Genomic DNA, 26,766 nt, shown 5'->3' on the forward strand with positions numbered 1-26,766 from the left:
ATGTGGAGAGAAGCAGCTGGCTTAATCGGCGCGGCAGGCTGTGCCTGCCTGGCCCGGTCTGAATATGAAAAAAGGCATTTTTCCGTGGAGGCTGCGACCATTGTCTCGGATAAGATTGCCCGGGACAGGACATTCGTCTTTTTGTCAGATTTACATAACAATGAATTTGGCAGCGGCAACCAGAAGCTGGTGGAGGCCATCCACGGGCTGAAGCCGGATGCCGTGCTGTGCGGCGGCGACATGATGGTGAGCAAAAAAGGAAGCAGGGACATCCAGGTCCCGCTCCGGCTGTTTGGGCAGCTGGCTGCCAGGTATCCTGTTTTTTACGGAAATGGAAACCATGAAAACCGTATGACCTGGCGGCGGGATATCTATGGAAACCTGTATGAGGAATATAGGGATGCGCTCAGGAAGATGGGGGTGTCCTACCTGGAGGACAGCACCGTGCCGCTGGGGGAGGATATACTTATAACAGGGGTGGACCTGGACGGGGATTTTTACCGCAAGGCCCTGTACCAGAAGCTGCCGGACATGGAACGGGGGTATCTGGAGAAAAAGCTTGGGGCAGCCGGGGAATCGGGGGACGGCTTCAGAATCCTGCTGGCCCATTCGCCGCTGTATTTTGATGCCTATGCTGACTGGGGGGCGGATTTGACCCTGTCCGGGCATTTTCATGGCGGGACCATACGGATTCCCGGTCTTGGAGGGGTCATGACCCCCCAATACCAGTTTTTCCTGCCGTGGTGCGCAGGGGATTTTGAGCGGAACGGGAAGCGGATGATTGTCAGCCGCGGGCTTGGAACCCACTCCATCAATATCAGGCTGAACAACCGGCCCCAGCTGGCGGTGATATACCTGAAAAAGAAGCAGAGAGTGTTTGAAAAGGCGGGTAATCTGTGATAATATAAAGTGGCTGAAATGTAATAAGAATCAGGACAGGTGGGCACATGGAGACAATATCATACAAACTGGAGAATTTTGAAGGGCCTCTCGACCTTTTACTCCATCTGATTGAGAAGAATAAAGTTAATATATATGATATCCCCATTGTGGAAATCACGGCACAGTATCTGGATTATGTGCGCCACATGGAACGGGAGGACCTGAATGTGGTCAGCGAGTTCCTGGTGATGGCGGCCACCCTGCTTGATATCAAGGCGAAAATGCTTCTTCCCAAGGAAGTGGACGAGGAAGGGGAGGAAATCGACCCAAGGGCCGAATTGGTACAGAGGCTGCTGGAATATAAACGGTATAAGCTGATGGCCGATGAACTGGCTGACAGGGAAGACGGCGCCCTGAAGCATTTATATAAAAGCTCCACCCTGCCGCCGGAGGTTGCCAGATACGAGCCGCCGGTGGATCTTGACAAGCTGCTGGATGGACTGACCCTTGCAAAGCTTCAGCGGATTTTTGAACAGGTAATGAAGCGCAAGGAGGACAAGATAGACCCTATCAGGAGTAACTTCGGTACCATTAAAAGGGAACCCATCAGCCTGGAACAGAAGATTGGGCAGCTTCTGACCTTTGCCAGAAGCAGGAGGCATTTCAGCTTCAGACAGCTTCTGGAGGGACAGGCCGACAAGCTGGAGGTGGTGGTTACCTTCCTGGCCGTACTGGAACTGATGAAGATAGGTAAAATCCAGCTGAAGCAGGAAGAAACCTTTGGCGACATGGAAATCGAGGCCCTGGAACAGGAGGGCGGCGAGATGGACCTGGATCTGGAGGGGCTGGATGATTTTGAAGGATAAACGGATGGTTAAGCGATGAGCAAGAAGGATAAAGTTGAAGCAATGGAGGCAGCGGCGGGTACCGTGGAGACCCGTACCGGCAAGACCGTGGGTGCGGTGAAGCAGCCCGGGGAAAATGCCGTAAGCGCGGCAGGCCATCCCGCGGGAAGCGCTGCGGGTACGGCGGATGGTCAGGGACAGGCGGTGCCGGGACAGCTGGAGCTGTCCTTCCCGCCCACGGAGAATGAGAAGGAGCAGGAAGCCATCATCGAGGCGGTCCTCTTTACCATGGGCAATTCCGTGGAACTGCGTCAGCTGGCAGTGGCCATCGGCCAGGACCAGGACGTGGCAAGGAGGGCGGTGGAGCGGCTGATAAAGCGCTACCGTTCGTCCAAAAGCGGTATGGAGATAACACAGCTGGAGGACAGCTATCAGATGTGTACAAAGGCAGCGTACTATGAGAACCTGATCCGGGTGGCGGCTACCCCAAAAAAGCAGGTGCTCACCGAGGTGGTGCTGGAAACCCTTTCCATCATTGCCTACAAACAGCCTGTCACAAAGATGGAGATAGAAAAAATCAGGGGCGTCAAGTCGGACCATGCCGTAAACCGCCTGGTGGAGTACAACCTGGTCTATGAGGTGGGACGCCTGGACGCACCCGGACGTCCGGCCCTGTTTGCCACCACCGAGGAATTCCTGCGCAGGTTCGGCGTGGGTTCCGTACAGGACCTGCCGGATGTGGGGCCGGAGCAGGAGGCTGAGATTAAGGCCCAGGTGGAGGAGGAGCTTCAGATGAAGCTGGAAGCAGCCGCCACAAGTGAAGAGTGAACAGGGAGTGATTCCCAAAGCCGGATAAGCGGAATATACTAAAATAAAAAGAAACCGGAAAGTCCACGATAAAAAGAATCGTGGAAAGGTAAAGATGAGATTATGCTTCAAAGTCTGATTTTAGTATTCGCTCTCTGTACAGATACTTTTGTAGCCAGCCTTGCTTACGGTGCAAACCAGGTTCATGTGGCCTGGGGGAAGGTGGCGCTGCTCAATGGGATATGCAGCGGCTGTCTGGGCGCTGCCCTTGGGATGGGGAGTCTTATAGATGCCTTTATACCTGAAAACCTGACAAAGGTCATTTGTTTTGTATGTCTGTTTACCCTGGGGCTTGTAAAGCTTCTGGATTACAGCATCAAGTCGTTTATTAACCGTAACAGCTGTGCCCGCAGGGATTTAAGCTTTTCGCTGTCAGGACTTAAGGTGATTGTAAGTATCTACGGCAATCCCATGGCGGCGGATGCGGACGGGTCCCTTTCCCTTGGATGGAAGGAGACCGTGTTCCTGGCCTTTGCAATGTCCATTGACAGCCTGGTGGCCGGAACCATGGCCGCATTTCTGGATATCCCGGCAGGATTGACACTGCTTCTGTCTTTCCTGGTGGGTATGTGCATGATGTATGCCGGATTATGGCTGGGCGCCAAGGTTGCCTCCAGGTGGAAATGCGACCTGTCCTGGATCAGCGGGGTCCTTCTCATGATACTGGCTTTGACAAAGGTATTGGCATAGGCGCAAGCCTGGGTCTGCGTGCAGGCGGAAGCGGACAGCGCCTGTGCGGATGCCTGGGGACAGGATGTGTTCCTACCTTATAATAATACCCCCCTGGCAGAGCGCCCTGCCGGGGGGAATCATAAAGGCGCCCTCTGGCAGGCAGCGGAATAATCCGTCTGTCCCAAAGAGCGCCTTTTGTTCATGCAGTGAAAGGATACTGCATGCTGTCTTCTGTATGGCATATCCGGTGTTAACGGTCCTGGTCCCTGGCCGACAGACCTTCCATGTAAGACTCGGCCCTCGCCTTGTCTGTCTGGTCCAGTTTGTCATAGAGGTCCAGTATCCGGGCCTGCTGTCCGTTCAGTGTCACCTGTACGCCGTCCGTGCTGTAGAACTGGGCAATGGTAATGCCCATGACCTCGCAGATGCGGCGGATAGTCGGTATACTGGGAACGGTTGTACGCCGGAACAGGTTTCCTATATTATTGGGGGAGGTATCCATCTCTATGGCCAGCCGGTAATGGCTCCATCCCCGTTCCTGGCATAGTTCTTCGATGCGTTCCAGCTCAAAACTCATTTTTTCACCACCATTGTCTGATTTCTTCCAAAGCTTTTGTACTATTGTATCCCAGCAACGAAGAAAACATTAGGCTGAAAAATAATGTATAGATATACACTATATAGTGAATATACAGGAATACAAAATAAGAAAGCAGCATTTTGCCAATGAATTCCATGACGGCATGCACAGGAGAGGACATCAGTTCCTTTTATCCTCCTGTTCCTTTGTACTGCCCGTATAACCGAACATGGTGTTTGGGTCTACCTCAAAGAACCTGCACAGTATCATTACCTCAATATCAGTGGCAAGGCGCTGGCCCTTTTCGATTCTGAGGATGGTAAGTTCCGTGAAGCTGTAACCCTGCTGTTGGAGTTTTATGGCTAATTTCCTCTGTGACAGCTTCCTGTCCTTGCGAAGCTGGCAGAGACGTTCACCAATCAGGTTTTTCCTGGGTTCGAGATTGTAAGAAATTTTCATGAAGTTCCCTCTGTAAGCTCTGTATATTTCTAATGATGAAGCAGTGTTTTTCATTGTAATGTGATTTAATCCAACTTTGGTATCTAATAATGAAGTATAAAAAATAAAGTAGAAAAATCCATAGGTTTATGATAGACTGATAAAGACATTTTAAACTGCCGGGCAGGAAGAAAGGAAGCGGCATTTTTCCGGGCCGCGGCAGAGGTTTCAGACAGGAGGACACATGCAGAGAATCGCAAAATTTGAAAAAGTAAGTTTTGAACAGTTTAAAACTGACTGGATTGATACATTTCCCGGGACAGGCCAGGAGACGGTGACAGGAATATATGAGGGAATCCAACTGCCAAGGCGGGCCACCTCAGGTTCGGCCGGCTATGACTTTTTTACCCCGGTGGAGATAACCTTAAAGCCGGGGGAGACAGTGAAGGTCCCCACGGGAATCCGCGCCAATATGGAGGAAGGCTGGGTACTGCAGATATTTCCGCGCAGCAGCCTGGGATTCAAGTTCCGCCTCCAGCTGAATAACACGGTGGGAATCATTGACAGCGATTATTATTACTCGGATAATGAGGGACATATGTTCATCAAGGTGACCAATGACACCAATGAGGGAAGGACCGTTGAACTGAAGGCGGGAACCGGATTCGCCCAGGGGATCTTCCTTCCGTTCGGAATCACGGTGGATGATGCATGTACCGGTTCCCGCAACGGCGGATTCGGAAGCACGGATGTGAGGTAGGGAACATATGGCGAATCGGGGAACACGCAAAGGGTACAGCGGACAAAGGCCCCAGGGGAATGGTTATTACCGCGGGGCAGGGGGACGGCCTGCTGATAATGAAAAGAGAAGGAAACGCAGAAGAAAGCGTATCATAAAGGCATTGGCTGCCTGGGCGGTGTGTATCCTCTTGATTGGGCTGGTTGCAGTGGGGACGGTCAGGGTGGTTTCATCCGTGGCTTCCTCCAAGAAAAGGCAGTTCCGCCAGGACGGGATTGAGAAGCTGGTTTCCGGGGATTATGCGGGGGCCATTGAAGCCTTTGACGCGGCGCTGGAAAAGTCAGGTAAAAAGTCCGAAGGATTTAATTCGGACGTGCTGGGCTACCGGGCCGAGGCCGAGTATAAGCTGAGGGACTATGAGGCGGCTGTCCATACCTATGGCCTGCTTCTGGAGATGAAACCGGATACGGCTGTCTATCTGTATGCCCAGAGCATGTGCTATGCCCATCTGGGGGACACGGATGATGCCATTGACCGTTATAAGGCGGGGAATGCTGCCCTTAAGGATGACAAGGCAGAGGCAGGCAAGCTGGAGGCCCTGTTTGCGGCAGGAGGCGCCTGTGTGGATGCGGGAGAGTATGAAAAGGCCATGAGCCTTTACCAGGACGCGTTGAAGGAAGGGATAAAGCATGGACAGGTTTATAACCAGATGGGCCTTTGCCAGATGGCTGAAAAGGATTACCGGGGTGCTCTTGATTCGTTTGACCAGGGGTATGAGACATTCGTGACAGGACACAGCCTGGGTTCCGGCGCTGAACCGGCCCAGGCCTGGGCGGCCCTGGCCGGGGATGCCCAGGCAGACCGCACCCTTTTAAAAGAACTGGTGTATAACCGGGCCGTGGCTTACGAATACTTATCAGAGTATAAGAAAGCCCTGGAGCTGTTTGAGGACTATGTCAGTGTCTTTGGCTCCAATGAAGATGCGGAACATGAAATTGCGTTTTTGAAAACAAGATAGGATGGCAGATTTGATTGATTTAGAAGAATTACAGGAAAAGGTTATATTGATTGCAGTAAGTACGGGAGAGGAAGATGGAAGCGATGCTTCCCTGGACGAACTGGAGGAACTGGCGGTCACGGCTGGCGCTGTGACGGTGGGACGGGTCATACAGAACCGTGAAAGGATCCATCCGGGTACTTATCTTGGGAAGGGAAAGATTGACGAGGTGAGGGACCTTGTGTGGGAGCTTCACGCAACCGGGGTCATCTGCGACGATGAACTGTCGCCGGCCCAGCTGCGCAATCTGGAGGATTCCCTGGACACCAAGGTCATGGACCGGACCATGGTCATCCTGGATATCTTTGCATCCAGGGCCAGTACCCGCGAAGGAAAGATACAGGTGGAGCTGGCCCAGTTAAAATACAGGGCCGTGCGCCTGGTAGGCATGCGCAACTCCCTGTCCCGTCTGGGCGGCGGCATCGGCACCAGGGGACCGGGTGAGAAAAAGCTGGAGACGGACCGCCGTCTGATCCATCAGCGGATTTCACAGCTGAAGGAGGAACTGGAGGCCGTGAAGCGCCACAGGGAGGTGACCAGGCAGCAGAGGGAGAAGGATTTTGCCCTTACAGCGGCCATTGTGGGCTATACCAATGCCGGCAAGTCAACCCTTCTGAACCGTCTCACCGGAGCTGGGATCCTGGCTGAGGATAAGCTGTTCGCAACCCTGGACCCTACCACACGCAGCTTTGTCATGGAGGACGGGCAGCAGATCCTCCTGACGGACACGGTAGGGTTCATACGCAAGCTTCCTCATCACCTGATTGAGGCTTTTAAGAGTACCCTTGAGGAGGCGCGTTACAGCGATATCATCCTTCATGTGGTGGACTGTTCCAACCCCCAGATGGACATGCAGATGCATGTGGTGAAGGAAACCCTCCGTGAGCTGGAAATCGTTGACAAGACCACGGTGACCGTGTTCAATAAGACGGACCGCCTGAATGAGGAGGGGACAGAAGATGGGATGCATCCCATTCCCAGGGATTTTTCCTCTGACTACCAGGTGCGGATTTCGGCCAGGACAGGGGAGGGGATTGATGAGCTGGAACAGATCCTCCGGACCATCATACGGAGCAGGCGCATTTTCCTGGAAAAGGTCTTTCCTTATTCCCAGACAGGGCGGATCCAGACCATCCGCAGGTATGGCCAGCTCCTGGAAGAGGAGTACAGGGACGACGGTGTGGCTGTGAAGGCATATGTGCCCGCGGAACTTTTTGCGGGTCTTTATTCGGACGGTAAAGGGTGAGGCGGCAGGGGCATTTTTCAAAACCCTGATAGAATAAGGCTTTGCGGGCATTTATCAAAAGTGTTATAAGTACAGGTAATAAGACACAATATCTAGTTTAACACAAAATGTTATACATAGATATTGTGTTTTTGACTGCTGTCTGCTATAATGGGTTCGTGGCTCGCTCCTGTATGGGAGCGGGCTGCGCAGTGCAAGTGAGTGAAGGTTTGAAAGGAGCAAGTGGTATGATTCAGGTGGTAAAAAGGGATGGTGAGAATGCTGAGTTCAGTCTGAACAAGATTACGGAAGCAATCAAAAAGGCATTCAAGGCAACGAAGAAAGATTACAATAACGAGATTCTGGAGCTGCTGTCTTTAAGGGTAACTGCAGATTTTCAGGATAAGATGAAGGAAGGCATGATTTCCGTTGAGGAGATACAGGACAGCGTGGAGCACGTCCTGGAGCAGACCGGATATACGGATGTGGCAAAGGCTTACATTTTATATAGAAAACAGAGGGAAAAGATACGGAACATGAACAGCACCATCCTGGATTACAAGGACGTGGTCAACAGCTACGTCAAGGTGGAGGACTGGCGTGTAAAGGAGAATTCCACGGTTACATATTCCGTAGGGGGACTGATCTTAAGCAATTCAGGAGCGGTCACTGCCAATTACTGGCTCAGCGAGATTTATGACCATGAGATTGCAGAAGCCCACCGCAATGCGGACATCCATCTTCACGACCTGTCCATGCTGACCGGATATTGTGCCGGATGGTCCTTAAAGCAGCTTCTGCTGGAAGGCCTTGGGGGCATCACCGGTAAGATTACCTCATCCCCTGCAAAGCATTTATCCGTGCTGTGCAACCAGATGGTCAACTTCCTTGGAATCATGCAGAATGAGTGGGCCGGAGCCCAGGCATTTTCATCCTTTGACACATACCTTGCTCCTTTTGTTAAAGCAGATAATTTAAGCTATCCCGAGGTAAAGAAGTGCATCGAGTCCTTTATCTACGGCGTGAACACCCCAAGCCGCTGGGGAACCCAGGCTCCATTTTCCAATATCACCCTGGACTGGACGGTGCCGGATGACATGGCTGAGATGAATGCCATTGTGGGCGGCAGGGAGACGGATTTCAAGTACAAGGACTGTAAGATGGAAATGGATATGATCAACAAGGCATTCATCGAGACCATGGTCGAGGGCGATGCCAACGGACGCGGGTTCCAGTATCCCATTCCCACCTACTCCATTACCAATGATTTTGACTGGTCCGACACGGAGAACAACAGGCTGCTCTTCGAGATGACCTCCAAATACGGTACACCGTACTTCTCCAACTACATCAACAGCGACATGCAGCCAAGCGATGTGCGCAGCATGTGCTGCCGTCTCCGTCTGGACCTGAGGGAGCTGCGCAAGAAGACGGGCGGTTTCTTTGGCGCCGGTGAGAGCACCGGATCAGTGGGTGTTGTTACCATTAACATGCCAAGGATTGCGTATCTGGCCAAGGACGAAGCTGATTTCTATGAGAAACTGGACCACATGATGGATATCTGCGCCCGCTCCTTAAAGACCAAGAGGGAAGTCATCACCAAGCTTCTGAACCAGGGCCTGTACCCATACACCAAGCGTTATCTGGGAACATTTGAGAACCACTTTTCCACCATCGGCCTTCTGGGCATGAACGAGGCCGGACTGAACGCAAAGTGGGTTGGGAAGGACATGACCCACAGGGAGTGCCAGGAATTCACACGGGATGTGCTGAACCACATGAGGGAGCGCCTGTCTGATTACCAGGAGATGTACGGCGACCTGTACAACCTGGAGGCAACCCCGGCTGAGTCCACCTCCTACCGTCTGGCCAAGCATGACAAGGCGCGCTATCCGGAAATCATCACGGCCGGCGTAGAGGGCGAGACACCTTACTATACCAACAGTTCCCATCTGCCGGTGAACTACACGGCCGATGTGTTTGATGCCCTGGATATCCAGGATGAACTGCAGACACTTTATACGTCCGGCACCGTGTTCCACGCGTTCCTGGGAGAGAAGCTGCCTGACTGGAAGGCGGCTGCCAACCTGGTCCGTACCATTGCTGAGAATTATAAGCTGCCTTACTATACCATGTCGCCTACCTACTCCATCTGCAAGAGCCATGGGTACCTGATCGGGGAGCATTTCACCTGTCCGATCTGCGGGGAGAAGGCAGAGGTATACAGCAGGATTACGGGCTACTACCGTCCGGTCCAGAACTGGAATGAAGGAAAGTCCCAGGAGTACAAGGACCGTACCAATTATGATATCAGCCATTCCAGGTTAAAGCACGGCGTGTCCAGGATTGCGGCTGCCGGCCAGCCAAAGCAGGCTGCTGCGGGAAGCCAGGCAGGCAGTGGGCAGAAGGCAGTGCCACCGGCCCAGCTTTACCTGTTCACCACCAAGACCTGCCCCAACTGCAGGTCCGCCAAGGAGTTCTTAAAGGGATGGGATTACCAGATCATAGATGCGGAGGAACACCCTGAGCTGGCTGAGAAGTTCAGCATCATGCAGGCGCCCACCCTGGTGATTGTAAGGGATGGAATCGTGCAGAAGTTTGCCAATGCGTCCAACATCAGGAAGTTTGTGGAGCAGGAACCGGCAGAAGCCGCAAAAGCATAAGGAAAAAGTATGGATTTATTGTTTATGTTCATGGGGGGCCTGTGCCTGGCAGAGGGAATCGGTTTATTCACAGGGAAAGATTTCCTTATGTTTGTGGGATCCACAAAAAAGGAAGATTACGATCTGGATAAGGTGTTCGGGGTTGAAAAGTGGATATTCATGGCCGATGCTGCGTGCAGCTTCGGCATGGGTTCCGGCCGCTTTTCAGGCACGGTGGAGGCAATACTTATGGCTGTGTTTGGCGCCACCCTGTTCATCCATGTGTATGTGTTTAAGAGCAGGAAGTTCCGCAGTCATGATTGACAGCAAAAGAGGGCTGCTGCCCCACAAGTTGGGGCAGCGGCTTTTTTGGTTGTCGGGGTGTATTTGGCTGGAGCGCATTTGACACCGCTAATCAATCTTCGCTTTGTCTAGCGCCGTGTTGATGGCATTTAAAAGCGCGGTTGAGGTATAACGCGAAGCGCTTTGATATGTAAGGTTCTCCGTGGACTGGGTGCTTACAATCTGGCTGGCCAGATCGTCCAGCGTGGGCTGCATCAGGGGATACATGGTGGTGACAGCTTCACTTAAGGGAACCAGGTCAATGGAATTGATTCGGTCTTTATCCACGGTTACCTCCACGTTCACATTCTCGCTGCCAAGGGTTAGGGCTGCGCTGTATACGCCTGGGACATAGGCGGCTGCCTGTGCGGAGACGGCGGCGGTGTCCTTCTTTGGCCGGAACATGATGAAGCAGAGAGTAACTAAAAGGATAGCAAGGCCTACGAAGATTGCGGTGTAGATGATTTCCTTCATCCGCAGCACCACAATTTTGGTTTTAGAGCTCATAGTCAGGACCTCTAAGATAGTTTGTTAAAGCTTATGATGGCAACTAGGGAAATATGAGAGATTTTCATTGTCCCATGAGAATGAAGGAGAGAGAGAAAGTGGCATTACAGTTCATATTGGGAGGAGCCGGTTCAGGAAAGACAAGATACCTGTACGAAACGGCAATCAGGGAGTCCATGGAACATCCGGACACACAGTATCTGGTGGTGGTGCCGGAGCAGTTCACCATGCAGACCCAAAAGGAAATCATACGCCTTCACCCGCGGCACGGTGTGATGAATATTGACATCCTGAGCTTTAAGCGTCTGGCTTACCGGGTGTTTGAGGATCTGGGGGTCAGCCTTCCCGTGGTGCTGGACGACATGGGCAAGTCCATGGTCATCCGCAAGGTAGCCGGCATGAAGCGGTCGAAGCTGGGCCTGTACGGCCATCATCTGGAGCAGTCCGGGTTTATCAATCAGCTGAAATCCCAGATATCGGAATTGTACCAGTACGGCATCACGCCGGATATGCTCAGAGATGTGATGAGGGAGGCCGGAAGCCCCCTTTTAAAGCAGAAGCTGGAGGACCTGGAGCTGATTTACAGCGGGTTCAGGCAGTATATAGAGGAGCATTACATCACGGCTGAGGAGATACTGGATATCCTGTGCAGGGAACTGCCGAAATGGGAAGTCCTCAAGGACAGCGTCATCCTTCTGGACGGTTTTACGGGATTCACCCCGGTGCAGTACAGGCTGGTGGAACTGTTCCTGCTCCATGCCAGGAAGGTGCTGTGTTCCGTGACCATTGACCCAAGGGCCAATGCCTATCAGGAGGGCAGCATCCAGCACCTGTTCTACATGGGGAAGCACACGGTGTGCAGGCTGGATTACATGGCAAGGCACCATGGGATTGCCAAGGAACCGGATGTTATCTGCAGCCGCAGGCCTGCATGGCGGTTCTTGGAAAGCCCGGACCTGGATTTCATGGAGCAGAACCTGTACCGTTATTATGGAAATGTCTGGGACAGGCCCGCGGACCATGTGGTGATATATAAGAGCCGTGGTCCGGCCGGGGAGGCTGCTTATGTGTGCAGCCGGATTGAGCAGATGGTTCAGGAGGAAGGGCTGCGCTACCGGGACGCTGCTGTGATTACAGGCGACCTGGCTTCCTATGGAAGGGAGCTGGCCCATCAGTTTGATGAGGCGGGAATCCCGTATTTCCTGGATGATAAGAAGAGTATCATGGAGAATCCGCTGGTGGAGCTGATACGGGCGGCTTTGGAGACCATCCGGGATTTTTCTTATGAGAGCGTGTTCCGGTATCTGAAGACCGGGCTGGTGTATGACCGGGCGGAGGATGGGGATGTGCCGGGAGCCGGGGATGTATCAGAAGCCGGGGACGTGCTGGATTTTGGGAACCTGAGATCTCTTGAAAACGCCGGACAGCCGGAGGACGCTGCGGAATTTGACGGCTCCAGGGAACATGCCGGGCTGATGACGGACCGGCTGGAGAATTATGTAAGGGCCTTGGGAATCCGGGGCTGGAAGCGCTGGGAATCCCAGTGGGAAAAACCCTGCCGGGGAGGCGAGAAGCTGAACCTTAAGGAGCTGAACGCGTACCGCCAGTGGATTCTTAAACCCCTGCGCCCCCTCAGGGAAGCGTTTAAGGAGGAGGGGGCCACCATCGGGTCCGTGACCGCGGCGCTCAGGGAATATCTGGAGCGCATGGGACTGCGGGGTAAGCTGGAGGATTACAGTGAATTTTTCCGCGGGAGGGGCAATCCGGGAGATGAGAACCTGGCCAGGGAGTATTCCCAGGTATATGACAGGGTACTGGAGCTTTTTGAGCGGCTGGAGGGCCTTTTGGGCGCTGAAAAGACGGATATGAAGAATTATCCCCAGATATTGGATGCCGGATTCGGTGAAATCAAGGTGGGCGTCATACCGGCCACCATTGACCAGGTCATGGTGGGGGATATCACAAGAAGCCGTCTGGAGGATGTGAAGGTGCTTTTCTTTGTGGGTGTCAATGAAGGTACGGTTCCCCAGAGAAAGAGCGGCGCCAGCCTTCTTACGGACAGGGACAGGGCGGTGTTTAAGGAGTTCAACATGGAACTGGCGCCCACGGCCAGGGAGGATGGATGCATCCAGAAGTTCTACCTGTACCTGATGATGGCAAAACCTTCCCGCCGTCTGGTGCTGACCTATGCGGGCATGTCATCGGAGGGGAAGAGCCAGAGGCCTTCCAGCCTGATTGGCGAGGTGGAGAAGCTGTTCCCGGGAATTGCCGTGCAGGATGAAGAATCCGTGGACTGGCCTGTGCGCACGGTAAGGGACGGAAGGGAAATGCTCATAGACGGATTAAGGAAGCTCCGGGAAGAGAAGGAAGGCGAACATGCCAAGGCACCGGAAGGCCGGGATGCAGAGGAAAATGCATTCATGGAACTGTACCGTTACTTTTATTGTTCCGATGAACACAGGGAAAAGGTAAGACAGCTGGTGGATGCGGCCTTTTATTCCTATGAGGAGAGAGGGATAGGGCGGGCGGCGGCCAGGGCGCTTTACGGGCAGTCCCTTCAGGGGAGCGTCACACGGCTGGAGCAGTTTGCATCCTGCGCCTATGCCCATTTCCTCAAATACGGCCTGGAACTGATGGAACGCCAGGAATATGAGCTGGAGGCAGTGGATATGGGCAACCTGTTCCACCAGTCCATTGACAGGTGCTTTGCAGTGATGAAGGAGAGGGGACAGGACTGGCGCGGCCTCACGGAGGAAGGCCGGAAACAGCTGGTAAAGGAATGCGTTGCCCGGGTCACGGAAGAATACGGCAACACCATCATGGCCAGTTCAGCGCGCAATGCCTATCTGGCAGGCAGGGTGGAGCGGATTACGGACAGGACCATATGGGCATTGGCCGAGCAGGTGAAGAAGGGGGATTTTGAACCCACGGGATTTGAGGTCTCCTTCTCAGCCATTGATAACCTGAAGGCCATGCGCATCAGCCTTTCCGAGGATGAGGAACTGCAGCTTCGGGGGCGGATTGACCGGCTGGACCTGTGTGAGGATGAGCAGCACGTATATGTGAAAATCATTGATTACAAATCAGGCACCACCTCCTTTGACCTGGCTGCCCTGTACTATGGACTGCAGTTACAGCTGGTGGTCTATATGGATGCTGCCGTGGAGATGGAGGAGAGGAACCACCCGGATAAGGAAGTGGTTCCGGCCGGCATTTTCTATTATCATATCAATGACCCTCTGGCTGATAAGCAGGAGGGGATGACCGTGGAGGAGATTGAGAAGCAGATCCTGCGCCAGCTGAGGATGAACGGGCTGGTGAACAGCGAACTGGATATTATCAACCATCTGGACAGGGATATCCAGAAAGAGTCAGATGTGATACCCGTGGCCATCAAGGACGGATATGTCCAGGAGAGCCGCTCCAGTGTTGCCAGTACCAGGCGGTTTGAGGACCTGCGCAGGTTTGTGAATCATAAGCTTCAGGAAGCGGGAAAGGATATACTGAAGGGAAATATCGGCCTGAAGCCTTATAAGCAGGCGTCCAGGACAGCCTGTGACTACTGTCCGTACCACGCTGTATGCGGTTTTGACACCAAGACGGCGGGCTATGGCTACCGCAGGCTGGCCGGGCTTAAGCCTGAGGATATCTGGGCGCAAATATCGCCGGTGGAGGAAGAGGAGAACGATGGCAGTAAAATGGACTGAAAAACAACAGCAGGTAATTGACAGCAGGAACCGCAACCTTCTGGTGTCCGCGGCAGCCGGCAGCGGCAAGACAGCGGTCCTGGTGGAGCGTATCATCCAGATGATAAGCGGGGGTGACCATCCTTTGGATATTGACCAGCTGCTGGTAATGACATTTACCAATGCGGCTGCGGCTGAGATGCGGGAGAGGATTGGGGCCGCGGTGGAGAAGAAGCTTAAGGAGCATCCTGAGGATGAGCATCTGTGGCTTCAGGCAGCCCTCATACCCCAGGCCATGATTACCACCATTGACAGCTTCTGCCTGAATATCATCCGGAATCATTTTAACAGCCTGGACATAGATCCTTCCTTCCGTATCGGGGATGAAGGGGAGTTGTCCCTCCTAAGGGGGGATGTGATGGGGGAAATGCTGGAAGCCTGTTATGAGGAGGGCGATGAGGCATTTGCCGGTTTCGTGGAGCATTTTGGCCGCGGGAAGTCCGACAAGGGGATTGAGGATGTAATCCTCCAGGCATGGCAGTTCTCCCAGAGCCATCCATGGCCCTCCCTTTGGCTTAAGGCGTGCAGGCGGGAACTGGATGAGGAGAATCTTAAGGAGATGGAGAAAAGTCCCTGGATGAGGTTCCTGTTTAAGGATACGGCCCGTCAGATGGAGGAACTTGGAGGACAGCTGGATACTGCCCTTGAGGTGTGCAGGGAGGAAAACGGTCCCCTGGCCTACGAGCCCATGCTTATGAGTGACAGGGCAAAAATCCAGGCCATCGGGACAGCTGCCTGTGAAGGGCGGTATGAACAGCTCTACCAGCGCCTTTTAAATATGAGCTTTGACCGCCTGGCCTCCATCCGCAGCAAGGAGATTGACGGGGATAAGAAATCCTTTGTCACGGCCTGCCGCGACCGGGTCAAGAAGGCCGTGGGCAAATGCAGGGAGCTTTACGGTTCCCAGAGTCCTGATGAGGTGGTGGAAAGCATCCGGGGGACAAGGGTAGTGATACAGAAGCTGCTGGAGCTGACAGAACGGTTTGACAATGAATACCGGGCAGCCAAAAAGGAACGGAACGTGCTGGATTTCAATGATCTGGAGCACCTGGCACTGGAAGTGCTTTTGGAGAAGGATCCGGATTGGGAGGAAGGGGAGGACGAAGGGGCTGCCCGCCGCCCGTCCCCTGTGGCGGATGAGCTGAGCCGACAGTATGAAGAAATCCTGGTGGACGAGTACCAGGACAGCAACTATGTCCAGGAAGCCCTGATTACCAGCATTTCCAGGGAACGGTACGGACATCCCAATGTGTTCATGGTAGGCGATGTGAAGCAGAGTATCTACCGGTTCCGTCTGGCCCGTCCTGAATTATTTATGGAAAAATATGAATCCTATGCATCCGCGGGCGGTCAGTACCAGATGATTGAGCTGCAGCAGAATTTCCGCAGCAGGGAGTCGGTGCTTACCAGTGTCAATGGTGTATTTTACCAGATAATGACAAAGAATCTGGGCGGAATCACGTACACCAGGGATACGGCCCTGTATCCGGGGGCCGTATTCAAGGACGTCGGGCCGGATACAGTTACCGGAATGGACTGGGAAAAGGAAGGCGGTGCCCTGTCCGCAGGTACGCCCACGGAGCTGCTGTTAGTGGATACCGGGTCTGAGTCATTAAAGCAGCTGGATGAGGATGCCCTGGATTACACGGCAAGGGAACTGGAAGCCCGGATGGCGGCCAGGCGCATCCGGGAGCTGGTCAGCGGTGATGAGGGCCTTATGGTCTGGGATAAGGAAAAGGAGGCTTACCGCAGGGCCAGGCTGGGGGATATCGTAATCCTCCTGCGCAGCATGACCGGATGGTCGGAGGTCTTTGTCAATGTGCTTATGAATGAAGGGATTCCTGCCAGCGCCCAGACCAGGACCGGGTATTTTAACACCGTGGAGGTGGAGACCATATTGAGCCTGCTGTCAGTGATTGACAACCCCATGCAGGACATTCCGCTGGCAGCCGTGATGCGCTCGCCTATTGTGGGCATGAGCGATGAGGAAATGGCCTGGATGGTGGCTGCCTTTAAGAAAAACAGTAAAAAAGGACAGGACAGGGGTGTGTACGGGGCCTGGTCCATGTGGATGGAGGCTGAAGCTGGAACATTCCATAAGGTGCCGGGGGAAGCGGCGGCGTCCATCTGGAAAAAGCTTTCCCATCTGTCCGGCCTTTTAAATGGGCTGCGCCGGGAAGCAAGGTATCTGCCGATTCACGAGCTGCTGTACCGTGTATACAGGGACAGCGGGTATTATGATTATGTATCTGCCATGCCTGCCGGGGAGACCAGAAGGGGCAACCTTGATATGCTGGTGGAAAAGGCGGCTGCCTATGAGGCCACCAGCTATAAGGGGCTGTTTCATTTTGTGCGTTATATTGAAAGGCTGAAGAAGTTTGATACGGATTTCGGGGAGGCGGCTACGGCAGGGGAGCAGGATAACACGGTCCGTATCATGAGCATCCATAAGAGCAAGGGCCTGGAGTTCCCAGTGGTATTCCTGTCCGGAATGGGGAAACGCTTTAATAAGCAGGACGCCTATGGCCGGATACTGCTGGATGCGGACCTGGGGGTGGCGGCTGATTACCTGGACCTGGACCTGAGGGTAAAGGCGCCCACGCTTAAGAAGCAGGCACTGAAGCGGCGTATGGAGCTGGAGACCATGGGTGAGGAACTGCGGGTGCTGTATGTTGCCATGACACGGGCCAAGGAGAAGCTTATCATGACTGCCACGGACCGCTCCCTGGAGGCCAAGCTGGCCAAATGGCAGGACAGCCTGGCAATGGACGGCCAGATTCCTTATACAATCCTGTCATCGGCAGGCTCCTGCCTGGACTGGCTTCTGATGGCTAAACCAGCTATCCCGGATGACCACATGCAGCTGCAATGTATCCAGGTCAGGGAGCTGGTGGGCGAGGAAGTGGGCCGTCAGATTGTGAGGCAGATGACCAGGGAGGATTTACTGGCAGTGGACAGGAATCAGGTCTATGACAGGGAATTTGGGGAGCGGCTGGAAGCGGCAGTGAATTATAGGTATCCCCATATGGATGATACAGGGCTGTATGCCATGGTATCCGTATCCGAACTTAAGAAACAGAGCCAGATCGGGCGGTCTGAGGACACGATTGGAACTGGAAATGTGGAGACGGAGGGTGTGGGGCTGGAGTACCTGGGGAAGTTGGCTGGAGGTGCCGGGCAGGAGTATCCGGGGCAGCCAGCCGGAGGGACTGGACAGGAGCATCTGGAGCAGCCAGCCGGAGGGACTGGACAGGAGCATCTAAAGCAGCCAGCCGGAGACGCTTGGTCGGAGCAATTAAAGCAGCCGGACGCGCCCACACAGCCGCAAAAAAGGCCCGGACCGGAAGTCCCGGCAGTCCCGGATTCCGGCCGGATCCAGCCTGGAACACCCAGCCGCGGCGCATTAAGGGGAACCGCCTATCATGCTGCGCTGGAGCACATATCCTTCCATGATATAAAAAGCCTGGAGGAAACAGAAGCGGCACTTGAGACGCTGGTGGAACAGGGCTATCTGAACCAGGAGACAAGAGGATTCATCCGCGCCGGGGATATATGGGCGTTTCTTGAAAGCCCTCTTGGCAGACGCATGGCCCAGGCCCAGGCAGAGGGACGCATCCACAAAGAACAGCAGTTTATCATCGGCATACCGGCCAGGGATATGGGGCGCGGGGATTCCGATGAGCTGGTGCTGATCCAGGGAATCATTGACGCCTATCTGGAAGAGCCGGACGGGCTGGTATTGATTGACTATAAGACGGACCATGTGCCAAAGGAAAACAGGGAGCAGGGCGCGGCCATGCTGGCCGCGCGTTACCGGGTCCAGCTGGATTATTATGAGCGGGCCCTGACCCAGCTTACAGGAAAGAAGGTGAAGGAGCGGGTGATTTATTCATTGGCCCTTCAGCAGGGCATTGAAGTGTAATAGAAAGGGGTTGCGGTTATGACTGATCATAAACCAATTAAAACAGTTTCCATCATAGGGCTGGGGGCAATCGGAAGTTTTTTTGCCTTCCAGCTGCAGAAGGTTCTGGGGGACAGGCTGCGCATCATTGCAGGAGGGGAAAGAAAGGAGAGGCTTAAAAGGGACGGGGTCACGGTCAATGGGGTGAATTATCATTTCCATATCGTTTCCCCGGACCAGGACTGTGGTGGGGATTATCCGGATCTGGCCATTATCATTACAAAATTCCCGGTCCTTTCCCAGGCAATACAGGATATTAAGAACCAGATTGGCCCGGACACCCTCATCATGGCTCCCCTGAACGGGGTGGAGGCAGAGGATATGGTGGCGTCCCATTATGGCTGGGATAACATCCTGTATTCCCTGGCCAAGGTCAGCGTGGTCATGAAGGACGGACAGGCTTCCTTTAAACCGGACGCTGCCAGGATTGAATTTGGGGAAAAGAGGAATACGGTCATCACGCCCCGGGTACGGGCTGTCAGGGAACTGTTTGAATCAGCAGGCATCCGCTGCGTCATCCCGGAGGATATGGAGCGCGCCATCTGGTTCAAATATATGTGCAATGTCAGTGAAAACCAGAGCGCGGCCGTGCTGGGTATTTCCTATGGGGCATGGTGCGTCAGCGAGCATGCCAACTTCATCCGGGAAGCCCTGATGCGTGAGGTGATTGCCGTTGCAGGGAAAAAGGGTATCAGCCTGACCGAGGAGGACATGGCAAAACAGGTCAGGGTCCTTGAGGCGGTGCCGCCGGGGAATAAACCATCCACCCTTCAGGATATCGAGGCCGGACGCAGGACGGAAGTGGAGATGTTTGGGGGGACAATGGTCCGTATGGGCCGGGAGCTGGGAGTGGCTACCCCGTATAATGAGATGTTCTATCATGCAATCAAGGTGCTGGAACAGAAGAATGAAGGGCTTTTCTGAGAAAAGACGGGATGGGGAGTTCGGCAAATATGTGCGGTGCCCCCTCCTTTGGCGGGGGAAGGGATATGCTGTCAGCACAGAGGTGGTTATATAATAAAAAGGCGCTGTGCCCTTCGGTGGGATTTCCACCTTTGCCGGCCGCACAGCGCCCTTACTATCTTAAAAATCAGATTGCAACAGGAATCTTATGTTCAAATGCATGATACTGGTAATTCTCCAGGCGGAAGCTGGATGTGGTAAACTGGTAGAAGTCCGTTATTGAGGTGTCCATGGCCAGGGTGGGGCCTGGATAAGGTTCCTTTTTCAGCAACTCCTCCACCATCGGGATATGCCGGTCATAGATATGGGCATCTGCAATCACATGGACCAGTTCCCCTGCCACCAGGCCGCTGACCTGGGCAAACATGTGGAGGAGTATGGCATACTGGCATACATTCCAGCTGTTGGCGGTGAGCATGTCCTGGGAGCGCTGGTTCAGGATGCCGTTCAGGGTGTTGCCGGAAACATTGAAGGTCATGCTGTAGGCGCATGGGTACAGGTTCATCTCATGAAGGTCGTGGTGGTTATAGATATTGGACATGATGCGCCTGCTTAAGGGGTTGTGTTTCAGGTCATGGAGGATCCGGTCCACCTGGTCAAAATCACCCTCCTTATAATGGTGCTTCACGCCCAGCTGATAGCCGTAAGCCTTGCCGATGGAGCCGTCCTCATCTGCCCAGGAATCCCAGATGCGGCTGTTCAGGTCATGGATGTTGTTGGACTTTTTCTGCCATATCCACAGCAGCTCGTCCACGGCTGACTTAAAGGCGGTCCGTCTAAGGGTAATGACCGGGAATTCCTTTGATAAGTCATAGCGGTTCACAATGCCGAAGCGTTTGATGGTATGGGCGGGCGTGCCGTCTTCCCAGACCGGGCGTACATCGTAATCCGTATCCCACACACCGTTATCTAAAATATCCCTGCAATTCTGTATAAATATCTGATCTGAATAACTCATGCACATCTCTCCTTAAGTCAAATAATGAGCCTATTATAGCAGAGGTTGCCCCTGATATACAATGATTAAAAGTAGAAAATCTTTCTTTCCATTGCATTTCGTGCTATAATCTTTTTGTTTGAATCTGGAACATGCCGGACATTTAAGGGACGGACTGAGGCGTGTTTCAAACCTAACCGAGGACAGGAGGCTATAGATGAATCTGATTGTAGCAGTGGATGAGAAATGGGGAATCGGCAAGAACGGCGGTCTTCTGACCCATCTTCCGGGGGATATGAAGTATTTCCGGGAGACAACCAGAGGAAAAGTGGTTGTCATGGGAAGAAAGACATTGGAAAGCTTTCCGGATGGGAAACCTTTAAAGAACCGGGTCAATATTGTCCTGACAAAGAACCGGGAGTACAGCCCTGAAGGCGTGACGGTCTGCCATGATGCGGACCAGGTGCTTGAGACCCTGAAACAGTATCCCGGGGAGGATATATTCATTATAGGGGGAGGGATGATTTACAGGGAATTCCTTCCATACTGCAGTAAGGCATATGTCACCTGCATTCACCACGTGTTTGAGGCAGATACGGACTTTGTGGACCTGGACAGGACCGGGGAATGGGAAGTCACAAGCTGCAGCCAGATGCAGGAATACAATGGACTTACCTATGAATTTAAAGTCTATTCAAGGAGGCAGGCCCTATGAACATCATTGTAGCAGCCGACAGGCATTGGGCCATTGGGAAAGACGGACGGGGCCTGGTGACCATCCCTGCTGACCAGCAGATGCTGATGCGGGAAACAGCGGGCAAGGTGGTGGTCATGGGCAGGAAGACACTGGAAGGCCTGCCGGGGGGCCAGCCTCTGGGCAGCCGTGTGAACGTGGTGCTGTCCAGGAATGAGGATTATAAGGTGAAAGGGGCACAGGTATGCGGCAGCATGGCTAAGGCATTAGAAACGCTCTCTGCATATGACACGGATGATATCTATATCATCGGCGGGCTGAGCATATATGAGCAGTTCCTGCCCCATGCGGACACGGTCCATGTGACCCGCATCGACTATACCTATGACGCAGATACATTTTTCAATAATCTGGAAAAAGATGAGGCGTGGGAGATGGTCCAGGAGAGCGATGAGCAGACGTATTTTGATCTGTGCTACACGTTCCAGAAGTTTCAAAGGAAGAAATAACCAAAAAAATTGTATATAACGACGAAAATCTAAAAAATTTTTAGAAATATTTGAAAAACCAGTTGTAACATGAATCGGAAAATGATAATATAAAGCTTATGCAGGAGTAAATTCTCACAAGCAGAATGGGGGAATCCATATGAAACAGGACGGAACATTATTTACATTGGAAAATGATGACCTTTTAGTTACAGTGGCAAGGCACGGGGCGGAACTGACCAGGATTTACGATAAGAAGGCCGGCAGGGAAATCCTCTGGGGCGCGGACCCGGCTGTCTGGGACCGTCATGCACCTGTCCTCTTTCCCTTTGTGGGGAAATGCTACGAGGGCAGCTACATCCATGAAGAAAAAGAATACGCCATGCCCACCCAGCATGGATTTGCCAGGGACATGGAGTTTGAACCGATGCTGTGCGACATGGATGAGTGCTGGTTTAGGTTAAAGGATACGCCTGAGACATTTGCCAAATATCCATTCCACTTCGAGCTGGAGATTGGACACCGGCTGGAAGGCCGCACCATTACAGTGATGTGGAAGGTGACCAACCAGGATTCCGGGGAAATGCTGTTCATGATGGGAGGACATCCCGCGTTCCAGGTACCGGAGGGACGGAGCATTTACGATTACACCTTTGAATTTAACCGCCAGGGATGCAGGAAAGGGCAGTATCAGGACAGCCTTCATTATCTTGCGCCCACGCCGGAAGGCTATGAGTCAGGGGAGCTGCAGGGCACGCTTGGGCTTCAGGAAGGAAGGGTGCCGCTGACAAAGGGGTTCTTTGACACAGCCCTTACCTATATATTTGACGATGCCCAGGTCAGCAGCGTAAGCCTGCTTCTGGACGGTAGACCATATGTAACCATGGAATGCAGTGATTTCCCATATCTGGGTGTGTGGACCATGGAGAAGACCCACCCGTTCGTCTGCCTGGAGCCGTGGTACGGACTCTGTGCGTCAGAAGGTTATAAGGGTGAATTAAAGGACAGGAAAGGTATCATTTCCCTGCCTGGATGGGATAGCTGGAGTAGGAGCTATACCATTGAGGTGGGTTAAGGAATATAACATTTTAACAAATCAGGAGGAGAACCATGTACAAGATTGTTAAGGCAGAATGCCTGGCAGACAAGATTTATCTGATGGACGTGGAAGCACCGCGTGTAGCCAGAGCCTGCCAGCCAGGTGAATTTGTAATCGTTAAGATGGATGAAGCAGGAGAGAGGATTCCGCTGACCATCTGTGATTTCGACAGGGAGAAAGGGCTTGTTACCATTGTATTCCAGACAGTGGGCGCTTCCACCGAGCGTATGGCAGGCTTTAAGGCCGGGGATTATTTCCAGGATTTCGTGGGACCTCTGGGCCAGCCTTCCGAATTCGTCAAGGAAGACCTGGAAGAAGTAAAGAAGAGACGCTACCTTTTTGTGGCTGGCGGCGTTGGTTCTGCTCCTGTATACCCACAGGTTAAATGGATGAAGGAACATGGCATTGATGTGGATGTCATCGAGGGTTCCAAGACCAAGGACCTGTTAATCCTGGAAGATGAGCTGAAGGCAGTTGCAGGCAATCTTTACATAACAACAGATGATGGTTCTTATGAGCGCAAGGGCATGGTTACCGAGGTCATCAAGGACCTGGTTGAAAATGAAGGCAAGAAGTATGATGTCTGTGTTGCCATCGGACCCATGATCATGATGAAATTCGTGTGCAGGCTCACCAAGGAACTGGGCATCCCTACCATTGTCAGCCTTAACCCAATCATGGTGGACGGAACCGGCATGTGCGGCGCCTGCCGTGTGAGCGTTGGCGGGGAAGTGAAGTTCGCATGTGTGGACGGACCTGAGTTTGACGGACACCTGGTGGATTTCGACCAGGCCATGAAGCGCCAGCTGATGTATAAGACAGAAGAAGGCAGGGCTATTCTCAGGCAGCGCGAGGGCGCAACACACCACGGCGGATGCGGAAATTGCGGAGGTGAGGAATAATGGACGTATTAAAGAAGATACCGGTAAGGGAACAGGACCCGAAGGTAAGGGCAACTAATTTTGAGGAAGTATGTCTTGGATACAACCAGGAGGAAGCCCAGGAAGAGGCACAGCGCTGTATCAATTGTAAGAATGCAAAGTGCATCCAGGGATGTCCGGTTTCCATCAATATACCAAAGTTCATTGCAGAAGTAAAGGACGGTAAGTTTGAGGACGCCGCCAACACCATCGCAGAGTCCAGTGCCCTGCCTGCTGTCTGCGGCCGCGTATGCCCTCAGGAGAGCCAGTGTGAAGGAAAATGTATCCGCGGCATCAAGGGCGAGCCGATCTCCATCGGAAAGCTGGAGCGTTTTGTGGCGGACTGGTCCAGGGAAAATGGATTCGTGCCTGCAAAACCTGAGAAGACCAACGGCTTAAAGGTAGCTGTCATCGGTTCCGGCCCGGCAGGACTTACCTGCGCAGGCGACCTTGCCAAGATGGGCTATGAAGTAACCATATTTGAGGCGCTCCATGAGCCGGGCGGCGTCCTTACATACGGTATCCCGGAATTCCGTCTTCCAAAGTCAGGGGTCGTGCGTCCTGAGATTGAGAACGTGAAGAAGCTGGGCGTTGAGATTGAGACGAATGTCATCATCGGAAAGTCAGTGACCATTGACGAGCTTATGGATGAAGAGGGCTTTAAGGCCGTGTTCATCGGCTCCGGCGCAGGACTTCCCAAGTTCATGGGAATCCCGGGCGAGAATGCCAGCGGCGTATTCTCAGCCAATGAGTACCTGACCAGAAGCAACCTGATGAAGGCCTTCAGGGATGACTACGATACCCCCATTTACCTGGGTAAGAAGGTAGCGGTCGTGGGCGGCGGAAACGTGGCCATGGATGCTGCCAGGACAGCCCTCCGTCTTGGCGCGGAAGTGCATGTTGTATACAGAAGAAGTGAGGCAGAGCTTCCTGCCCGTGTGGAGGAAGTGCACCATGCGAAGGAAGAGGGAATCATTTTCAACCTTCTGACCAACCCCGTGGAAATCCTCACCGATGATAATGGATGGGTAAAGGGCATGGTTGTAAGGAAAATGGAACTGGGTGAGCCGGACGCATCCGGGCGCCGCAGGCCAGTGGAGATACCAGGCTCTGACTACACCATTGACGTGGATGCAGTCATCATGTCCCTGGGAACATCCCCCAACCCGCTTATAAGCTCCACCACGGAAGGTCTTGAGACTAACCGCTGGAAATGCATCATTGCAGACGAAGCCAACGGAAAGACCACCAAGGAAGGCGTGTATGCAGGCGGTGACGCCGTTACAGGCGCCGCAACCGTAATCCTTGCCATGGAGGCAGGACGCGCAGGAGCGAGGGGTATTGATGAGTTCCTTCAGGGAAATAGATAGGAAATATACCATGGGATAATCATGGTTTTAAACCGGTATCCGGGTGTTGTGAAGGCATCTGGGTGCCGGTTTTTTTGTGGTGGGGAGTATGAGGTGGGATATGAATAGTGAAAATTAAGACAGAGAATGGGAGGTGAATTAGAGCGGGAGAAAAATTAAAGTCGGTCTTGACTTGGGGATTGCAGATGTGCTATTCTATATTCATTCACACAGAGTTCTCTGTGGAAGTTTCTTTGGAACAAGGGATTGTTTCATTTGGCTGGCCGGTTCGGCTGTTATTCGCATTGTTATGATAAAAGAATAGGGGGATGAAGGGAGGAGAAGGTCTGTGAATTGGCAGGTCTGTGCGGTGACAGATTTGTGTAATGGTATGTATGGCGGCAGGCTTGTACAGCGGTAGGTTTATGATGTGGCAGGTTTATGCAGCGTCAGGTTTATGCAGTGTCAGGTTTATGCAGCGCCAGGTTTATGCAGCGTCAGGTTTATGTAGTGGCAGGTTTATGCAGTGGCAGGTTTTTGTAGTGGCAACCTATGTAGTGACAATTTGAGGCTATGGCAATTTGCGTTATGGTATTATGTGTTGCTTGGCTTATATTCGATGAATCTAATCTATCTTTCGATGTCGTATTAAAATCTATAGATTTCATATTTTTTCTGAATAGTATTTCCATGTATGTAAATGAACAGGGCAGGTATATAGGGAATTGCAAAGAGAACAGAACCTTGACAATAGATGTTTTCAATCGTGTGTATGGAATGGCGGCTGTGGCTGTTTACTTTTTTCTTTATTAGGCGCATTCCGTTTTATTGGATTGAAAATGAATAAGAGATGCCATAGATGCGCAGTTGGTTAGTTTATTCATAAAACGATATATAAGGGTATTTATTGTGAGATGATAATGTGCGGTATGAAGTTGATTCATCTTTTGAAAATGAAGGGAGGATAGGATTATGGTAAAACGTCTGGCGGTATTAACCGTGATGGCAGCAATGATAATGGCAGCGCCGGTCTATGCGGGGCAGTGGATGAAGGACGGCAATGGCTGCTGGTGGCAGAATGATGATGGGGGTTATCCATTTTTGACATGGGCCTGGGTTGATGGGAACCACGATGGGTTTGCGGAGAATTATTGTTTTGATGAAAACGGTTATCTGTCATTAAACCCGGTTGACCAGGGGATAACGGTTAATGGGGATGGAGCAGCGCTGTATGATGGCGAGATATGCATAACCGTATTACCTGACGGCAAAGATTATTATCCGGGCATGGCAATCAATGGGGAGCGGGCTGATTGGGCATCTGATTCGGTTCCAATCAATGATTTAGAAAGCCAAATAGCGGAAACCAGGACGGCCCTATCCAGCCAAGCCAATCCTTTGGAAGCCATAGACCCTTATGAACTGGCATATGGGATTGTGGAATTAGTAAATGAAGAAAGGGAGTCCAGGGGCAGGAATGCATTGGACATGAATGATGAATTGATGGAAAATGCAAGGATGAGGGCTGAGGAGGTAAACGGGACCTTCTCCCATACCAGGCCCGATGGAAGATATTATGATACAGCGATAACGGTAACACATTCCTCGTCAGGGGAAAACTTAGCCGGACGCGGTTATTTGAATGCACATACGGTCTATGATTTTGCAAAGAAAGTAGTGGATGGCTGGTTGAATTCTCCTAAGCATAAGAAGAACATGCTGAATCCCAAATGGAAGGAGACAGGAGCAGGCGTATATATAACGGAGTATGGATATGATGTGTCCCAGTTATATATAAAATAATATTTACTAG

Annotated in this window: 22 protein-coding genes; 18 read left to right on the forward strand and 4 right to left on the reverse strand. The window is 52.6% G+C overall.

Translation table 11 applies throughout. The annotated features are described in order from the left end of the window. The 4 genes from MCJ35_RS02685 to MCJ35_RS02700 all read left to right on the forward strand — a co-directional run bounded on the left by MCJ35_RS02685 (window position 1) and on the right by MCJ35_RS02700 (window position 3,284). Window positions 1–900 carry a metallophosphoesterase gene (locus MCJ35_RS02685; RefSeq protein ID WP_227809135.1) on the forward strand — a complete coding sequence of 300 codons (900 nt, stop codon included), beginning with the start codon at window positions 1–3 and terminating at the stop codon, window positions 898–900. Window positions 901–947: 47 nt separating this feature from the next. Then, a complete protein-coding gene (locus MCJ35_RS02690; RefSeq protein ID WP_008721837.1) occupies window positions 948–1,748 on the forward strand; it encodes a segregation and condensation protein A in 801 nt (266 codons plus the stop codon). Between the two features lie 183 nt (window positions 1,749–1,931). Further along, complete coding sequence (gene scpB / locus MCJ35_RS02695) at window positions 1,932–2,555, forward strand: SMC-Scp complex subunit ScpB (protein ID WP_420315215.1); 624 nt, start codon at window positions 1,932–1,934, stop codon at window positions 2,553–2,555. Between the two features lie 102 nt (window positions 2,556–2,657). Beyond that, entirely contained in the window at window positions 2,658–3,284 is a 627-nt protein-coding gene (locus MCJ35_RS02700) for a manganese efflux pump (RefSeq protein WP_025483136.1), read from the forward strand. A 232-nt stretch (window positions 3,285–3,516) separates the two neighbouring features. On the opposite strand, the gene MCJ35_RS02705 is transcribed toward MCJ35_RS02700, so the two are convergent. Both MCJ35_RS02705 and MCJ35_RS02710 read right to left on the reverse strand, forming a co-directional pair. Beyond that, entirely contained in the window at window positions 3,517–3,843 is a 327-nt protein-coding gene (locus MCJ35_RS02705) for a helix-turn-helix domain-containing protein (protein WP_008721845.1), read from the reverse strand. Between the two features lie 183 nt (window positions 3,844–4,026). After that, window positions 4,027–4,305: a helix-turn-helix domain-containing protein gene (locus MCJ35_RS02710; protein ID WP_008721851.1), complete on the reverse strand. Its 279-nt coding sequence runs from the start codon at window positions 4,303–4,305 to the stop codon at window positions 4,027–4,029. 223 nt (window positions 4,306–4,528) lie between these two features. Here MCJ35_RS02710 and MCJ35_RS02715 point away from each other — a divergent pair, with 223 nt between their 5' ends. The 5 genes from MCJ35_RS02715 to MCJ35_RS02735 all read left to right on the forward strand — a co-directional run bounded on the left by MCJ35_RS02715 (window position 4,529) and on the right by MCJ35_RS02735 (window position 10,271). After that, window positions 4,529–5,044, forward strand: coding sequence for a dCTP deaminase/dUTPase family protein (locus tag MCJ35_RS02715; protein ID WP_008721852.1), 516 nt, complete (start codon window positions 4,529–4,531; stop codon window positions 5,042–5,044). A 7-nt stretch (window positions 5,045–5,051) separates the two neighbouring features. Next, window positions 5,052–6,041, forward strand: a complete 990-nt coding sequence (locus MCJ35_RS02720; RefSeq protein WP_025483135.1) for a tetratricopeptide repeat protein — start codon at window positions 5,052–5,054, stop codon at window positions 6,039–6,041. A 1-nt stretch (window position 6,042) separates the two neighbouring features. Then, window positions 6,043–7,326, forward strand: a complete 1,284-nt coding sequence (gene hflX, locus MCJ35_RS02725) for a GTPase HflX (protein WP_025483133.1) — start codon at window positions 6,043–6,045, stop codon at window positions 7,324–7,326. Window positions 7,327–7,553: 227 nt separating this feature from the next. Next, window positions 7,554–9,968 (forward strand): ribonucleoside triphosphate reductase, encoded by a 2,415-nt coding sequence (locus MCJ35_RS02730; protein ID WP_240299342.1) that lies wholly within the window; start codon window positions 7,554–7,556, stop codon window positions 9,966–9,968. Between the two features lie 9 nt (window positions 9,969–9,977). Next, window positions 9,978–10,271, forward strand: a complete 294-nt coding sequence (locus tag MCJ35_RS02735; protein WP_008721859.1) for a hypothetical protein — start codon at window positions 9,978–9,980, stop codon at window positions 10,269–10,271. An 87-nt stretch (window positions 10,272–10,358) separates the two neighbouring features. Here the strand turns inward: MCJ35_RS02735 and MCJ35_RS02740 are convergent, their stop codons facing one another. Further along, window positions 10,359–10,796, reverse strand: coding sequence for an FMN-binding protein (locus tag MCJ35_RS02740; RefSeq protein ID WP_025483130.1), 438 nt, complete (start codon window positions 10,794–10,796; stop codon window positions 10,359–10,361). Between the two features lie 53 nt (window positions 10,797–10,849). Between MCJ35_RS02740 and MCJ35_RS02745 the strand changes: the two genes are divergently transcribed. The 3 genes from MCJ35_RS02745 to MCJ35_RS02755 are packed head-to-tail and all read left to right on the forward strand — an operon-like array spanning window position 10,850 to window position 19,427. Next, window positions 10,850–14,503 (forward strand): PD-(D/E)XK nuclease family protein, encoded by a 3,654-nt coding sequence (locus tag MCJ35_RS02745; RefSeq protein ID WP_240299343.1) that lies wholly within the window; start codon window positions 10,850–10,852, stop codon window positions 14,501–14,503. Further along, on the forward strand, window positions 14,484–18,464 hold the full coding sequence (gene addA / locus MCJ35_RS02750) for a helicase-exonuclease AddAB subunit AddA (RefSeq protein WP_025483129.1): 3,981 nt from the start codon (window positions 14,484–14,486) through the stop codon (window positions 18,462–18,464). Before MCJ35_RS02745 ends, addA begins: the two co-directional genes overlap by 20 nt. Window positions 18,465–18,482: 18 nt before the next feature. Continuing rightward, complete coding sequence (locus MCJ35_RS02755) at window positions 18,483–19,427, forward strand: ketopantoate reductase family protein (protein WP_025483128.1); 945 nt, start codon at window positions 18,483–18,485, stop codon at window positions 19,425–19,427. A 166-nt stretch (window positions 19,428–19,593) separates the two neighbouring features. Here the strand turns inward: MCJ35_RS02755 and thyA are convergent, their stop codons facing one another. Beyond that, a complete protein-coding gene (gene thyA / locus MCJ35_RS02760; protein ID WP_025483127.1) occupies window positions 19,594–20,424 on the reverse strand; it encodes a thymidylate synthase in 831 nt (276 codons plus the stop codon). A gap of 196 nt (window positions 20,425–20,620) precedes the next feature. Here thyA and MCJ35_RS02765 point away from each other — a divergent pair, with 196 nt between their 5' ends. The 6 genes from MCJ35_RS02765 (at window position 20,621) to MCJ35_RS02790 (ending at window position 26,756) form a co-directional block, all read left to right on the forward strand. Continuing rightward, window positions 20,621–21,118 (forward strand): dihydrofolate reductase, encoded by a 498-nt coding sequence (locus tag MCJ35_RS02765; RefSeq protein ID WP_008721872.1) that lies wholly within the window; start codon window positions 20,621–20,623, stop codon window positions 21,116–21,118. Further along, entirely contained in the window at window positions 21,115–21,606 is a 492-nt protein-coding gene (locus MCJ35_RS02770; protein ID WP_008721873.1) for a dihydrofolate reductase, read from the forward strand. The genes MCJ35_RS02765 and MCJ35_RS02770 overlap by 4 nt, the downstream gene beginning before the upstream one ends. 139 nt (window positions 21,607–21,745) lie before the next feature. Next, the gene (locus MCJ35_RS02775; protein ID WP_025483126.1) at window positions 21,746–22,660 is read left to right on the forward strand and encodes an aldose 1-epimerase family protein; all 915 of its coding nucleotides are present in this window, start codon (window positions 21,746–21,748) and stop codon (window positions 22,658–22,660) included. Window positions 22,661–22,695: 35 nt separating this feature from the next. Further along, on the forward strand, window positions 22,696–23,586 hold the full coding sequence (locus tag MCJ35_RS02780) for a sulfide/dihydroorotate dehydrogenase-like FAD/NAD-binding protein (RefSeq protein WP_025483124.1): 891 nt from the start codon (window positions 22,696–22,698) through the stop codon (window positions 23,584–23,586). Next, entirely contained in the window at window positions 23,586–24,974 is a 1,389-nt protein-coding gene (gene gltA / locus MCJ35_RS02785; protein ID WP_025483123.1) for an NADPH-dependent glutamate synthase, read from the forward strand. Before MCJ35_RS02780 ends, gltA begins: the two co-directional genes overlap by 1 nt. A 951-nt stretch (window positions 24,975–25,925) precedes the next feature. Further along, window positions 25,926–26,756, forward strand: a complete 831-nt coding sequence (locus tag MCJ35_RS02790; protein WP_025483121.1) for a CAP domain-containing protein — start codon at window positions 25,926–25,928, stop codon at window positions 26,754–26,756. The last annotated feature ends 10 nt before the right edge of the window (window positions 26,757–26,766 follow it).

This window comes from Enterocloster sp. OA13, assembly GCF_022440595.1.
GTDB classification, from domain to species: Bacteria; Bacillota; Clostridia; order Lachnospirales; family Lachnospiraceae; genus Enterocloster; species Enterocloster hominis.